At 65.7% G+C, this 13,743-nt stretch carries 9 protein-coding genes; 3 read left to right on the forward strand and 6 right to left on the reverse strand.

Annotated elements, in window-relative coordinates:
- Positions 1 to 9 precede the first annotated feature (9 nt).
- The 5 genes from J8F10_RS05220 to J8F10_RS05240 are packed head-to-tail and all read right to left on the reverse strand — an operon-like array spanning position 10 to position 8,132.
- Complete coding sequence (locus J8F10_RS05220) at positions 10 to 2,769, reverse strand: hypothetical protein (RefSeq protein ID WP_210652802.1); 2,760 nt, start codon at positions 2,767 to 2,769, stop codon at positions 10 to 12.
- The gene (locus tag J8F10_RS05225) at positions 2,717 to 5,611 is read right to left on the reverse strand and encodes a hypothetical protein (protein WP_210652803.1); all 2,895 of its coding nucleotides are present in this window, start codon (positions 5,609 to 5,611) and stop codon (positions 2,717 to 2,719) included. Before J8F10_RS05225 ends, J8F10_RS05220 begins: the two co-directional genes overlap by 53 nt.
- Positions 5,604 to 6,341 (reverse strand): hypothetical protein, encoded by a 738-nt coding sequence (locus J8F10_RS05230; protein WP_210652804.1) that lies wholly within the window; start codon positions 6,339 to 6,341, stop codon positions 5,604 to 5,606. The genes J8F10_RS05225 and J8F10_RS05230 overlap by 8 nt, the downstream gene beginning before the upstream one ends.
- The gene (locus J8F10_RS05235; RefSeq protein WP_210652805.1) at positions 6,338 to 7,474 is read right to left on the reverse strand and encodes an AAA family ATPase; all 1,137 of its coding nucleotides are present in this window, start codon (positions 7,472 to 7,474) and stop codon (positions 6,338 to 6,340) included. Before J8F10_RS05235 ends, J8F10_RS05230 begins: the two co-directional genes overlap by 4 nt.
- Positions 7,467 to 8,132, reverse strand: a complete 666-nt coding sequence (locus tag J8F10_RS05240) for a hypothetical protein (RefSeq protein WP_210652806.1) — start codon at positions 8,130 to 8,132, stop codon at positions 7,467 to 7,469. The genes J8F10_RS05235 and J8F10_RS05240 overlap by 8 nt, the downstream gene beginning before the upstream one ends.
- Before the next feature lie 102 nt (positions 8,133 to 8,234).
- Here J8F10_RS05240 and J8F10_RS05245 point away from each other — a divergent pair, with 102 nt between their 5' ends.
- On the forward strand, positions 8,235 to 9,083 hold the full coding sequence (locus J8F10_RS05245; protein WP_210652807.1) for a DUF6624 domain-containing protein: 849 nt from the start codon (positions 8,235 to 8,237) through the stop codon (positions 9,081 to 9,083).
- A 127-nt stretch (positions 9,084 to 9,210) separates the two neighbouring features.
- Positions 9,211 to 9,798 carry an RNA polymerase sigma factor gene (locus J8F10_RS05250; protein ID WP_210652808.1) on the forward strand — a complete coding sequence of 196 codons (588 nt, stop codon included), beginning with the start codon at positions 9,211 to 9,213 and terminating at the stop codon, positions 9,796 to 9,798.
- Between the two features lie 37 nt (positions 9,799 to 9,835).
- Here J8F10_RS05250 and selB read toward each other — a convergent pair whose 3' ends face one another.
- Positions 9,836 to 11,932 carry a selenocysteine-specific translation elongation factor gene (gene selB / locus J8F10_RS05255; RefSeq protein WP_210652809.1) on the reverse strand — a complete coding sequence of 699 codons (2,097 nt, stop codon included), beginning with the start codon at positions 11,930 to 11,932 and terminating at the stop codon, positions 9,836 to 9,838.
- A 647-nt stretch (positions 11,933 to 12,579) separates the two neighbouring features.
- Between selB and J8F10_RS05260 the strand changes: the two genes are divergently transcribed.
- Positions 12,580 to 13,170: a D-sedoheptulose-7-phosphate isomerase gene (locus J8F10_RS05260; protein ID WP_210652810.1), complete on the forward strand. Its 591-nt coding sequence runs from the start codon at positions 12,580 to 12,582 to the stop codon at positions 13,168 to 13,170.
- Positions 13,171 to 13,743 lie beyond the last annotated feature (573 nt).

Genomic DNA, 13,743 nt, shown 5'->3' on the forward strand with positions numbered 1-13,743 from the left:
GGAACAGGATCACGGCCGGCGCACCCGGCACCCACCTCCATCGGCGAAGATCACGATCACCTCATTGGAGTCGGGGCGAGCGGTAAGGGAGACGACACAGGATGGCACGGAGAGCGTGACTGAGGCCGACACGATCAATTGATTTCCCGCGACGCGAAGCCAGTGAATCTCGTTCGTGTTGGTGGCTGCGGCAATGGTACTCGGCGCGACCAAGCAGGCTACCGTGACCCCGGTTGGGTGTTCGGCGAACGAGCTGCGCGTGCGAGGTTGATTCTCATCTCTTGCGTCGAACTCCGCCCAACACAGATAACCGCCGCGATCTACTGTCACAACTTCCAGCACGGATGGCGCGGGTGTCAACCAATCGATTTCGGCGCCCGGAATAGCGGGGGCTTTCCACAAACACACGGGCGCATCGGAGTCCGGGCGGTACCAGATGCCCGTACCCGCCCAGCACCAGACGCCCCCATCGGCAAACCTCGCGAGCAAACGCACGGGTAATTCGTCACCGATGAACAAGGCGGTGGGATCAGATTGGAGATACGGTCCCGCGAAGGCGAGGTTCTCGACGGGCGTCGAAACCGCGATTCGGTGTTCGCCCGCACGAAACGTTGCCGCCGATTGCAGGTAGATTGTGGGGTCTGTGCTCTCGCCGGTCGGGAGAGTGTACTGCGTTGTGGGGCGGAATGTGCCCCCGCGGTCCGCAGCGAAACAGCGGAGCCGCCATTTCCCATCTGCCCCGTTGGTGACCGCGTAGATCACATCACCGCGAGCGGACGCCGACAGTGCGGTGACTCGTTCGCTCTTTGTCGCCACCGATTGAACCCGTCCGTCCGATACCCGCCAACAGACGATCTCGCCCGCGCCGGCCACGACCACATCAAACGTTCCGCGCACGGCCACCACCGCGGTCACGGGACCAGCGATCAGGCGCCGGTCCGGTTCCCGCGGGTGATCCGGTTTGGGTGATTCGGGCGGCGCGGGTGGCGCCGATCGACCGCGCACCGCGAACATCGCGTCGCGGTTGACGGGTGGCGCCCAAACCTGTTCGGAGCGGAACAAGTCGTCCGCCAGCGTGCCCGCTTCGCCGAGGAGGGCGTGCGTGCGCAGGTGCTCAGCGAACATCAAACGCACCCGGTCCGCCAGATCCGCGCGGGCGTCTTCGGGGAGAAAATCCATACTTGTGCGGAGAGCGTGGTTGAAGAATCGGCCCGCGTCGCGCGGCCGGTCGAGGAGAGCGCTTCCCGCTTCGTTCACCAGGATCTCGTAGCCGGGTCGGTTGTCGGCCGCGCTGTACTCGTCGAGTAACCGCGTGCCGCAGGTCACGGATTCCGCGGTAGTTGAGGCCAGCCAGCCCAGGCGGTAGAACTCGGTCGCGGGGTCGCGGCGGTGCGCCTTCGCCCGCATCAGGTCGCCGGCGGCGAGGAACCGCCCGTCCGCCTTCAATCGGTTGGCGGCCATGAGAAAGCGCGCCACCGCCCGCTCTTCGTGCCCCAAGCGCCGGAGCAACTCGGCCGCGTTTTCGTGTAGACCCATCCGGTCGTACAACCGCAGTGCCTCGTCGTGAATCCCGGCGCGCTCGAACGCTTCGGCCGCGGCGCGCGGGTCGTTCAGCCGGTCCCGGAACAGCACCGCTGCGTCGCGGAACAGTCCGCCGGCCAGGAGCGCGTTCGCGGCCCCGCGCAGGTCGCGGAGGAGCACGCCGTACAGGTACGCGGCGCGCCGGTGGTCGCCGCGGGCGCTCGCCTCGGCCGCCAGCCGGCGGTACTCGCGGGCCAACTCGTCCCACACGTCAGCGCCACCCAGCCACACCGCCCCCGCGCCCCCGCGCCCGGTCCCAACCAAGTCGCGGAGCGAGTACCGCGGATCGCGCCGGGTGAGCTTGGCGTCGGTGCCCACGCGGGCCGGTTGGTCGGGATCGGCTACCGCGATCGGCGCGTGCTGGAGCCCCTTCTCGACGTCGCCCGATTGCAACTGGCGGAGCACCTCGCGCAGCGCCGCCTCCTGCTCGCCGAACAGTTTCTCACTCAGTCGCGGCACGCGCTCGATCGCCCGGCGCGCGAGGTCGGCGCCGGCCCGCGCCAGTCCGCCCGCACCGAGTTGCTTGCCGAGCCACGCGAGCACCCCCCCCACCGCGAGCCCCGCGCCCGCGACGGCCCGACCCAGCATTGACCCGGACGCGGGCGGGCGCGCGGCCTCGGGGACGGCCTTCCCGGTGCCGCTCTTCGCGCCTTGACCGGCACCGGGAAGGGGATCGGCGTCGGGCGCACCCGCACCCAGGATCTCGATCACGGCCTCCATCGGTGGGACCGGGCGCTCGATTACCATTAAGGTGTTGGGGCGGTCCGGGCGCTCCGGGAACGATCGCCATTCGGAGCGGCGCACTGCGCGAGGTTTGAGCCAATCGGTGATCGGGAGCGGTGCCGTTACGTCGAACGCGAGCACAGTTCCGCCCGCCGTCACGATCAGCCCGCGGGTCCGAGTCAGACTCGTGGCCTCATCGGGGAGCAGGGCCGGGAGCAGGTTCGCGTCGACGGGTACGAACAGATCGCCGGCCGACCGGCGCAGCCTGATCGCGCCGGGGACCGCGCGCGCGTCCGGTGCGGGCGGGACTAGCAGGAAGCCCCCGCGCACCGCGAATACCGCCGGCAGCTCGTTGAATCGCGCGCACGCGCCGGCTATCGAACTCGCGTCGGCGGCCGGTAGCAGGAACGCATCAGCCGGGTTGGTGGTCGGCTCGCGCCGAACCAGCCGAAACGGTACTTCCACGGTTCTCTCCCGCATCAAGAATGGCCCGTCCGATTTTCTTGTCCGCGTCCGGTGTGGCCGGGCCGCCGATCAGTCGCACGTCGCCCCAAAATACCCCGCCGGGAATCCATGCTGCCGCGCGTTCTCGTCGGACCACGAACGCCGCCACCAACGATCCGTCGCGCCGGGACAGCAGAACCTGCCCGAGCCGATCGACGATCGCGCTCCACCCGTCAACGTAGACCGATTCGCGGAGCGGGAACCGAACCGGGTCGTAGTTGGCCGGGGAGTAATAAGCCATAGTTCTCTGTGGTTTTGCCTGTTCGGTTACCTCCCAGCGCGACGCATAGTGGAGCGCGCCGGCTTCGGTGCGGAACCGGTGTTGGTGCCCGCCGATCTTGATCGTCAGCATGAATGGTGTCGCGTTGAAATCGACCTGTAACCCGTTATGCAGTGCGGCGTGCGCTTCGGTGGCGATGGGCTGGGCGGGTACCGCCGTGTCCGTCACCACGACCGCGTGCAGTGCGTCGCAGCGGGCGAGTAGCATCCCGTTGGCGGATAGCGCGAAGGCGTTGCGCGGGGGGTGCTGGACCTCGCCGAGAACGTCGCCGTCGGGTCCGCGGAGCAGTAGGAGGTTTCGTTCGCCGGCGTTCGAGTAGGACAGGGCCAAGACGTCACCGGCGAGTTGGACGCGGTGGAACTCCGCGCCGGCGAGGAACAACTTCCCGTCCCGGAGCGGGGCCGGGGTGCGCCAGGCGGTCGGCGGTTGTTGGATCGTGATGGCGCCCCGATTTGTGTGGAGCAGGAACGGTGTGGCCCATGTGCTGGTACTCGGGAACTGGGTCACCACGGGCAGCTCGAAGGGCGGTGCCCCGTACACAGCGCGGTCCCATGCGAGGCACGCCAGGCTGATGAGTGTCGAAACGGGCGGCCCGGGGAAGGGGAACCGGCCGTGCGTGCCGAGATCGAGGGCGCACCCGGTGCCCGAAGCCGTGCGGACCGTGATACAGTGCAGGTCCGAGTGAGCGGACCAGTGCGCGTCGCTCGCAGCCGGGCCGAGCACGTGCAACGTGACCCGGCGCGCTTCCCGGTCGTAGTGCGCGGCGACGAGTTGCTCAGCGACGGGTGGCTCCGATGCGCCGGACGCCACGATCGGTGTGCCGGCTGCGTGCAGGGTTTCGGCTTGGGGCGCGGGCGCAATGACCGTTGTCCCGCCTGGTACGGACATGCGCCCGCACACGACCACGCCCCCGGTCGCGCCGAGAACGGCGTCTACTTGTCTTAGCACCGCGCCGTTGCGGTACGGGCGCGGGAGCACTTCCGGGGCCGAGCCGTCGAACGCGAGCCCGTGCAGCACGCCGTCGCGCCCGGCGGCCACGAGCCAGTTGCAGTGGGCGGCGAAGCCGAAGTGCAGTGGTTCGCTGACGATCCCCGGGCGGAACGGGAAGGGCACCGGCTCGACGTCACCGCTCCACGAGAGTGCGGGTGCGCGGGAGGCCGTGCGCGGGTGTGCGGGGCGCGGATCGCTTTCGGGCCGTGCGGCTTCTGCGGCAACGAGATCGACGCGGAACGACCGCAGGGCCTGTACGCCGTGGGGCGCCCACTGTGAGAGTTCGGCCCGGCCCGTTTCGTCGACCGTTACCGCGAACAGGCGATCGTTAGGCCCGTATTCCGCTGTGGCCGAAGTCACGCTCGGTTCGCGCAGGTTCCGTGGGTGCGTCAGCACGATGATGTCGCGCGGTTCTCCCCCGCCCGTACCCAGTGCCCGGGCGAGGCACTCACCCGGGTTCGGGGTCAAGTCGCTCGCTTCCAACCGCTCCGCGATCGTGGTCGGATTCGGGTGGAGTAGCTCGATCGCGTCGGCGCTGGAGGTGGTGAACAGTCGCGCGGGGCCGGACCGTTTCGCGTCCACGCGGAGCAGCGCGAACGCAGCCGCGGCCAGCGCGAGCCGAACGCTCCCCCAGGTTCGGACCCCCTGATCGAGAACGATGATGCGCTCGGGGCGCACGGCCTCGTGCGGTTCCTCGCGCTTGAAGTAAAGCAGTTCGCTCGCGGCGAACCGGCGCACGAACTCGTCCGGGTCGAGGGCGAACTGCCCGGGGAGGAGGCGCTCCGGGTCGCCGCGGGTCGTGACGTCGCAGTACCCGCCGAGCGGCAGCGCGTTGGGCGGCCGGCCCCGCGGAGGGAGCGTGAGTGCGGCATCGAGTGCGGGAACGAGGGCCGCCGCGCCGACGAGTCGGGCACGTTTGCGCGCGAGAGCCAGCAACTTGACCACGCGCTCCGGCAGCGTCTCGGCGCGCTCGGCCAACTCCCTTCCACCGGTGCCGGGCGCGCACCCGTGCGTGAGCCAGTGAACCAGCGCCGTACTATCGAAGTGGGTTAATTGGTCCGCAAGGTGGTGCTCGAATTCGGCGCGCGTGAGCGGCGGTTCTTCGACCGCTTCGGGTCGCGTGTGCGGCCCGTACATGCGGAGCGAGCGGAGCGCAACTGTGACGTCTTCGATTTTGATCGCGCCCGGAACTCGGGGCAGGTCGCGGCACAACCGGGCGATCAGTAGCCCGACGTTGCGGCCGCGCGCGGTGACTCCGCGCGTGTTCGCATAGGCCTGCCGGAGCGGAGCGAACCGGGGCTCGCCATCGGATTTCATCAAACACAGCACGTTCAGCACGAACGCGAACGCTGGCACCGCGGGGTGGGCCAGGGCACCTTCAAGGACGGTGCGGATCTCGTCAGCGACGGCGAGCGTGGTCCCGTCGCGCCGTTCGATCGCGTCGCGGCGCGACGACCACCACAGGCCGCCCAATTCGGCACCGTATTGCGGCGGGATCGTGAGGTACTGTTCGGCGCGGTCGAGTTCATTCATGTGTTGCGTGCCCCAACCGCACCCCGGCGCGCGTGAGCGGCTCGAACACCGCCCGGGGGATCACATCTGCGCCGGTCTCGTCGAGGAGTAAGAACTCGCCGGTTGTGACCCCGGCTGCCGAGAGGAGGGCGGCTGTCGGCAAATCTGGTTCGGGTCGGAACCCAATCGGGACGAGGACGTCCCGGCCCCAGAAGCGCAACGCGCTGGGGATTGTGGGGAGCCGTTCGCCGAGCACGACGACGCGCTCGCCGGACTGCGCTGCTCGAACGCGCGCGAGTTCGCTTGTGGTCGCACTGTCGGCCCAATTCGCGAGTTCGGTGAGAGTGCAGACGAGTGCCGTCGCTGGCCTCGGTGCGCCCCCGCGTGCCACCGTGAGCACGACCGGTGTCGGTACCACTTCGTCCGGCGCGAGCGGCTCGAATCGGGCCGGCACCAGCACTTCGGCTATCGGCTTCCCCTCTCCATCGGGTGGCGCATCATCGGTGGGGACGAGGCGCCCGAAGCGGACCCACCCCTCCGCGCGCCGGGTGAAGAACACCACGCCGGGAACGGGCAGCAGGCAGCGAATGACTTCGTTTCGGCCTGTGGGCCAATTGACCCACGCCGTTTCATCAGCCAGGCGCACACGCACGTCCGCGTAGTTACGGACCGCGGCGAGCGCGGTGAGGTGCTCTCTGGGCAGCCGAGCGGCCGAGACGCTGCGCCACGGGTCGTGTGTGGGCGTGGTCATCCGAGCCTCTTCAGAAGTGCGCCCGTTTGGGCCAGAAGGTGTCCCCGACTGGTCGCATCAGTCACCCACGCGGCGCGATCGGCAACCGCCTGTACGCGCTCGCGCAGGCGCGCGATTTCCACCAGTTTGGGGCCGCTCGCCAGTTCGCGCTCGGCGGTAGCCAGTTCCGCGGCCAGGGCTTCGGCATCGATCTCTTCGGGCCGGGCCGCGCGCGGGTGAGGGGAGTCCGGCTTCTCGGCGCGATCCAAAATACCGGACACCAGCGCCCCCAGCGGGCCGATTTGTTCGACCCGGTCCCACACGTACCGGAGCACCCACAGGTCCGACACGTTCGCCGATGCACGCCCGCACATGACCGCCGAAGCTGCGACCAACTTCAGAACTTTCACCGCGCGCCGGTCGGACAGGGCGACGCCAAGGTCGCGCACCTTCTCCACCGCGTCGGCATAGGTTTCCATCACCGGATCAAGGGCCACATCCTTTACGAGTCGGCCCATCGCGTGCAGATCCTCCGCGGTTAGCGCGTCGCGCGCATCGGCCGTCGGCTTGCCGTTGCGCTCGATCGCCCAGCCCGCAGCGAGCAGTGCGGGAAGTTGTGAGCGCGGCAGCGCGTCCACCTTGCACCGGAGTAGGAACCGGTCGAACAGCGCCTGGAGCGCATCGTCTTCCGGCAAGTGATTGGACGCCGCGAACGCACTCAAGAGCGGCAACCGGTGCGTCTCCGCGCCGCGCCGGTACACGCGCTCGTTGAGCACCGTGAGCAGGTTGTTCAGGATCGCGCTGTTCGCGTTGAAGAGTTCGTCGAGGAACGCGAACTCGGCTTCCGGCAGCATTCCGGTGGTGACGGTGGCGACCACGCCCTCTCGTAATCGGGCAAGATCGACCGGGCCGAACAGTTCGGTTGGTTCGGAGAATCGGGTGAGGAGGTACTCGAAGTACCGGCAGTGAACGGCCCCGGCGAACTCGCGGACGAGGAGCGATTTCGCGGTCCCCGGGGGGCCGAACAGGAACAGGTGTTCGCCCGCAACGATCGCCAGGGCGATCAGGTCGATGACCTCGTCGCGCCCGACGAATCGCGCTTTGAGTCGATCGGTGGCCGAGTGACGGAGGCGGTCGGCGGGCGCATCAAGCATGGGCGTCACCAGTTGGGAGTTCGACGGGGATTTGTGCCCCGCGCTCGGCGAATATTCGCTCGGCCCACGCCCGGGCGGGACCGTGTACCGGCATCCAGTTTAGACGGGGCGTGGCGACGAGGCGCTCAGCATAAAGCAACTGCAAACCCGGGTGCCCGCCGAAATCGAGCGGGGCCGTTGGAGCACCCGCGAGGTCCGCCAGAACGCCGGATAACGGCCACGCCCGGAGCAGGCGCGCGAGCTCGGTCGCGAGCGCGTCGTCGGGAGCGCGCACCTGCGCGCGGCGGTAGACGGCCGGCATGAACCGGAGCACCACATCGGCCGAAAGGTTCGCGGCCGGCGATTCCACGGCATCAAGTGAAATCGCTACGGGCTCGTCCTCTTCGGCGCCGACCAACAGCCAACACGCCCGAGCGAGGGCTGTGGCCGCACGAAGTGCAATGTCTGCATCGAACGCGACCGGCGGCCCCGCCACGTCCAGCGCGTGCGTATCGAACGCGGAACGCAACTGCGCCTCGACCGCGGGCCGTTCGGCCGGCGCGAGTTGAGGGGGCGCGTCCTGTACGGATTCGCCGGCGGTGAGTACGCGGTCGAGCCAATCGTAGAACGGGCGCATGTGCAACCAGTGTCGGGTTCCGCCATCATAATACAGCAGCACGACATCCAGTACCGGCTCCGGGTTCGAGATTATGTCGTTACAGAATCTCGACCGCACGGCTCGAAAATGGGATGATACCTCGCACCCTCGGAGTCATGCGATATGCGACAGATTGTCGTCTCCGCCGTCCTGATCTTCGCCACCGTGCTTCAAGCCGCCCCGCTGGACGCGGCGAAGGAGCCTGCACTGCGCGAGGAACTGCTCGCGCGTGTGAAGACCGATCAGGACGCCCGCACCAAACTGATTGAGGCAGGCTCCCCGCCCCCCAAGGAACTGATTGAGGCTCTCAAGAAGGTTGATGACACGAACCGGGCGTGGCTCAAGGGCGTGGTCGAGAAGCACGGTTGGCCCGGCAAGGCGCTCGTTGGGACGGACGGGGCTCACGCCGCGTGGCTATTAGTTCAGCACTCAGACGCGGACCTCCCGTTCCAGAAGAAGTGCCTGGGCTTGCTCGAAACCGCGGTGAAGGCGGGTGAGGCCACGGGCACGGACCTGGCGTACCTCACCGACCGCGTCCTCGCCGCCGAGGGCAAAAAGCAGCGCTACGGCACGCAGCTCGAACAGAAGGACGGCAAGCTCGTCCCCAAACCCGTTGAGGATCAAGAGAAACTCGATGTGCGCCGCAAGGAACTCGGGCTCATGCCAATGGCCGAGTACGTGGCGTTCGCCGAGCGGATGTACAAGCTCAAGCCCGCGATCCCGATCCGTAAACCGGAGTTCGAGGCCGTCGTGTCGAAGGTTCTTCCCGCTAAAGAGGGCGAGAAGGACGTGCTGGCCACCGTGTTCGTGAAGGGCCGTGACGCGGGCATCCCGGTCACCAAGACGACCGCGATCCACAAACAAATGGGAAAACTCGTACCGGCGGCCGAGCTAAGTGACATCAAGGATGGGGTGAAGGTCAGCGTTTGGATCACGAACGGAAAAGCGGAAGCCGTATTGATATTCCCGTAGTCGCCAGAGCGTATGGTGTAAGTGGGAGAAGACCAGCGTTCTAAACTTCAAACACCGCGCTTGGCATCGGGTGTTCGGGTCGGGTAGGATATTTCTGCTCGCACCAATCCCTTTATGCGGCACTCGTATGGCTGACACCACATTTGACTCGATTAACCTCCAGGACTGCCTGAACCGGTGGCGCTCGGGGGATCGTGAAGCGGCGGACGAATTGCTGCGCGCAACGGGTAAACGGTTGGAGAAACTCGCCCGGCGGATGACGCGCTCGTTTCCGAACATTCGTGCGCAGGCGGACACGGGCGATGTGCTGCAAAACAGCACGATTCGGCTCCTGCGGTCCCTCCGCACGATGCACCCGGAAACGACCCGGGATTTCTTCAACCTCGCGGCGGTCCACATTCGGCGCGAGTTAATCGACTTGGCCCGCCGGTGTCGCGGGAAAGCGTGGCTCCCGTTCGATGTGCCCGGTGATTCCAACCCGCCCGTTGAACCGGCTGCGGACGCTCCGCCGGATTTCGATCTGTGGGTGCGATTCCACGAAGCCGTGGACGTGCTGCCGGTCGAGGAACGCGAGGTCGTCGGGCTGGTGTTTTACCACGGCTGGACGCAGGTGAAGATCGCGCAATTGTTCAGCGTGGACGAGCGCACCATTCGCCGCCGCTGGTCCCGGGCCTGCGACCGGCTCCGCGCGATCATCGGTGACGATCGCGTTTGAGTGTTCTTGGCCGTGCGTTGGTGCCCCGGTGAACGATCTACTCCACCAACACGCGCAGGTCGCCCGCGCGCTTCGTTAACCCGACGCGATCCAGGTATTCGCACACGGGCACGGCGAACTTCCGCGTCGTGCCGAGTAGGTCGCGGATCTCGGCGACGGTCGCGCCCGATCCGTTCTGCAACCGCTGGACAACGCGCCGGCGCATTTCTGCCTCCGCTTCCGCCGACAAGTAGAACTCGTCGGTCAAACGCACCAAAAAACCTTCCGCACACGCGACTTCAAAGATGTCTTTGAGTGCGCCCGCGTTCCCTCCGGCCTGGTTCGCGAACTCTTTTGGCTCCGGTGGCGCGAATCCCGCTCCGGCGTGCGCCTCGACGATCTTGTCCTTCAGTTTGCGCTGGTTCGCACTGAGCTTGGGCTTGAAGTCCGCGCGCGCGATCCGTCGAGCGTCCCCCACAACCTTCTTCGCGCGAATGAGGCGATCGGTAACCGCTTGAAGGAGTTGCTCGTCGTTCACGTAGTCGAGCCGGGCGAGCGCCTTCTGGCGGTCGTGAGTCGTCATCAGTGGGTTCTCGGCGTGCATCGTGCCGAGCGTATCGAGAACGCGCGCTTCCAGTTCCGCGACGCGCTCGCTGTGGACGAGCAACCGCCGGTTGGACGCGAGCGTTAGATCCGTGAGTTTACCGCTCGATGTGAGTTGCAAAGCGAGTATTTCCACTCGACCCGGCTCGACCCCCGCCGCGCGCACGAGATCGTTCGGCGCGAAGCCGTGGGAGCCCGCGAGCCACGCGACCGCAAGTGCCCGTGTTTCCGCCGCATCGGACCACAACTTTTCGATGTGTTCGATGGCTTCGATGTGTCTGCGTCGCACCTTTGTCGCGGTCGGTTGCACAACTTGTCCACCGCCGAGCGTTTGTTCCGCAGACGAATCACGCAGCACGAACGGTTGCCCCCACGCGGTCGTGACTGGTTCCGTGAGGAAGAGTTGCGCAAGCCCCCATTGTCCGGGATCAACGGTGTCGCAGTCGAGGAGTGACACCGTGGCCATGATTTCCGCGGTACCGACGTGTAACCGCACTGGAAGGCGGTGCTTGATACCGTGTTTTCCTTCGGCCGAAGCGAAGAGCCTTACTGTAAGTACCTTGCTCGGAACGAGATAGCTGGGGCGCGCGAGTTCTTGCCCGCGGCGCACCTGGTCGTGCGGCACGCCCGCGAGATTGATAGCCGCACGCTGTCCGCGGTGGACTTCCGTGACGGGCCGCCCGTGGTTGTTCAATCCGCGCACGCGCACGAGTTCAGTGCTTCCGTCTCCTCGGTGCCATTCGAGTTCATCGCCGACCGCGATCGACCCCGACACGACCGACCCGGTGACGACCGTGCCGTGACCCTGCACCACGAACGCGCGGTCGATGGGGAGCCGGAACCAGGAGGAACCGCCTCCGTGTCCCTTCGCTGAAGGGAAGGGGGGCTGGTGGGGGGCTGCCTGTAACCCCTCCCTAACCCCTCCCCCAAGAGGAGAGGGGCTTAAAACCGGCGCTTGTAGTGTTTCTGTCTTTGTGTTCAGTTCTGTTCCCCCTTCCTTTTTAGGGAAGGGGGTTAGGGGGTTAGGTTCTTCGCCCCCCACACGCACGCACATCTCCCGCAGCGCGCCCTTCAATTCTGCAATGCCGAGCCCGGTGTGTGCGGAAGTGGGAATGATCGGCGCGTCTTCGAGGAACGATCCGCGCACGAGTTCGCGGAGTTCGAGGCCGACCACGTCGCGCGTCGTTTCGTCTACCAGATCGGCTTTTGTGAGAGCGACGAGGCCGTTTCGGATTCCCAGGAGTTTGAGGATTTCGAGGTGCTCGCGCGTTTGCGGCATGATCGAGTCGTCGGCCGCGACGACGAGGAGCGCGAAGTCGATACCGGTCGCCCCTGCGAGCATGTTCTTCACGAACCGCTCGTGGCCGGGAACGTCCACGATACCGAGGCGCACGTCGCCCAGATCGAGGTTGGCGAACCCGATATCGATGGTGATGCCCCGCGCCTTCTCTTCGGGGAGCCGGTCGCAATCGATTCCGGTGAGCGCTTTGATGAGCGACGTTTTCCCGTGATCGATGTGCCCGGCGGTGCCGAGTATGAGGTCGCGTGGCATGTGAAACGGCTCGCAACGGTGCTGTTCCCCCGCGCATTCTATCCCAGCGCGCACCGGCTGACGCGACCGAGCGTTCGGCTATCGTGACAGCATCTTCGGGGACGGGCCGCGACTCGGATTCCTGTACTCGACAGAAGTGAATTTTATTCTTGGGTATACTTTTTATTTGTGATAGCGTATAATTTGGTGTTTCTTCTTCCCTTGGGAGTTTGTCCTAAGCGTTTTAGAGTCAAAATGGTATTGCCGTCGAGTCCGGCGCTGCTGCGAATAAGGTAGATTTAAACTATTGTAGTGATTGACTTTGTGTTGAAATGGTAACATTTGCCCGATCCAAAAAAGTTAGCAATTGTTAGCCAAAGTTGCCGCAGGTTTGAGGGGCTTAGCGAATCGGACCTGTGCGGCCGGCGCGGTGGCTGGCTACATTAGAAACAAATTTACGTTTAATTGATAATCTTTTGATCTTCGGGCGATAGGTTTTCGGACCGTACCGTCGGTAGGTTTTCCACCAATGTGGTTCGAGGGTAAACGGTGCCATCGTAGTGGCTGCGGCGATAGAACACTCCTTACCGCTGCACTGACTCGACCCGACTTGGTACGCCCGCGTACCGGGGTCACGTCATCCGATCCTCTCGAACTGAGAATGACACATGCTTGGCTCGACGCTCAATCCGAAGCAGTTCCTCTCCCGCGTGGCCGAAGAGATGGACCGCATCGACCCGGCCGAAATCCAAAAACTCTCCGATCTGGTTCACGAGCGGTACGTCGCGGGGCGGTTCGTGTTCGTGATCGGTAACGGTGGGAGCGGGTCGAACGCTTCGCACTTTTGCGAGGACATGGGGAAGGGCACGCTCGCACGCAAGTTCTTCGACGACGACACGAAGAAGCGGCTGAAGGTGCTGAGCCTCACCGACAACACGCCGTACATTTTGGCTTGGGGCAACGACGAGGGCTTCGACCGTGTGTTTTCGGAGCAGTTGAAGAACCTCGCCAGCCCTGGGGATTTGCTGATCGCGATTAGTGGGAGTGGGAACAGTCCGAACATCCTGCGCGCGGTCGAGTGGGCCAACGCGCACGGGCTGACCACCTACGGCTGTACCGGCTTTTCGGGTGGGAAGCTCCGCGGGCTCGCGCACTTCGGGCTGCACGTGCCGCTCGACGACATGGGGATCGTCGAGTCGATCCACCTGACCGCGTTCCACTGGGTCGTGGACGACACCTACCGCCGGATCAGCATGTGAGTGCCCTGCTCCTGCGGCGGATGAGCGACTCGATTGATCGGATCACTCGTTTCGGCGGAACGGAGAGCGCATGGTGAACAATTGCCCCACCTGCGGGCGCCCGGGGGCAACTGGAACGAGCGAAGTGGCCGGCTCGGACTCGCTAGTGAACGAGTCCGAGCTGGCGTTAGTGCCTACCTCCACTAGCGCGCCCTTGGTATCCGGTTCCGTGCCGCGGGGGTTGTGGTGGGAGGTTGCGGCGGTGGTGGCCGTCGGGGTCGTGCCGAACCTGCTTGGTGCGGTACACTCTTTGGTTCATCCGCCGCCGCCTGTACCCTACTGGCTCGATTCACTTCAACTCGTGTTCTTGAGCGGCTGCACGATCCTTGTGACCCTCTATTTGATGAGCCGAAGCGGGGAATCATGGGAGCACTTCGGTGTCGCACCGGTCTGCCCGATCGATGCGCCGTTTGCGTTCATTGTTCTCATCGCATCGATACTCATTTGGCGCTTGATACCAGACTTCGGACTGCCGGAGAAACCACTCGCGCACGACTACTTCCCGCGCCCGCGCGCCAGGGTTGATTACGCGAT

Source organism: Gemmata palustris (genome assembly GCF_017939745.1).
GTDB classification, from domain to species: domain Bacteria; phylum Planctomycetota; class Planctomycetia; order Gemmatales; family Gemmataceae; genus Gemmata; species Gemmata palustris.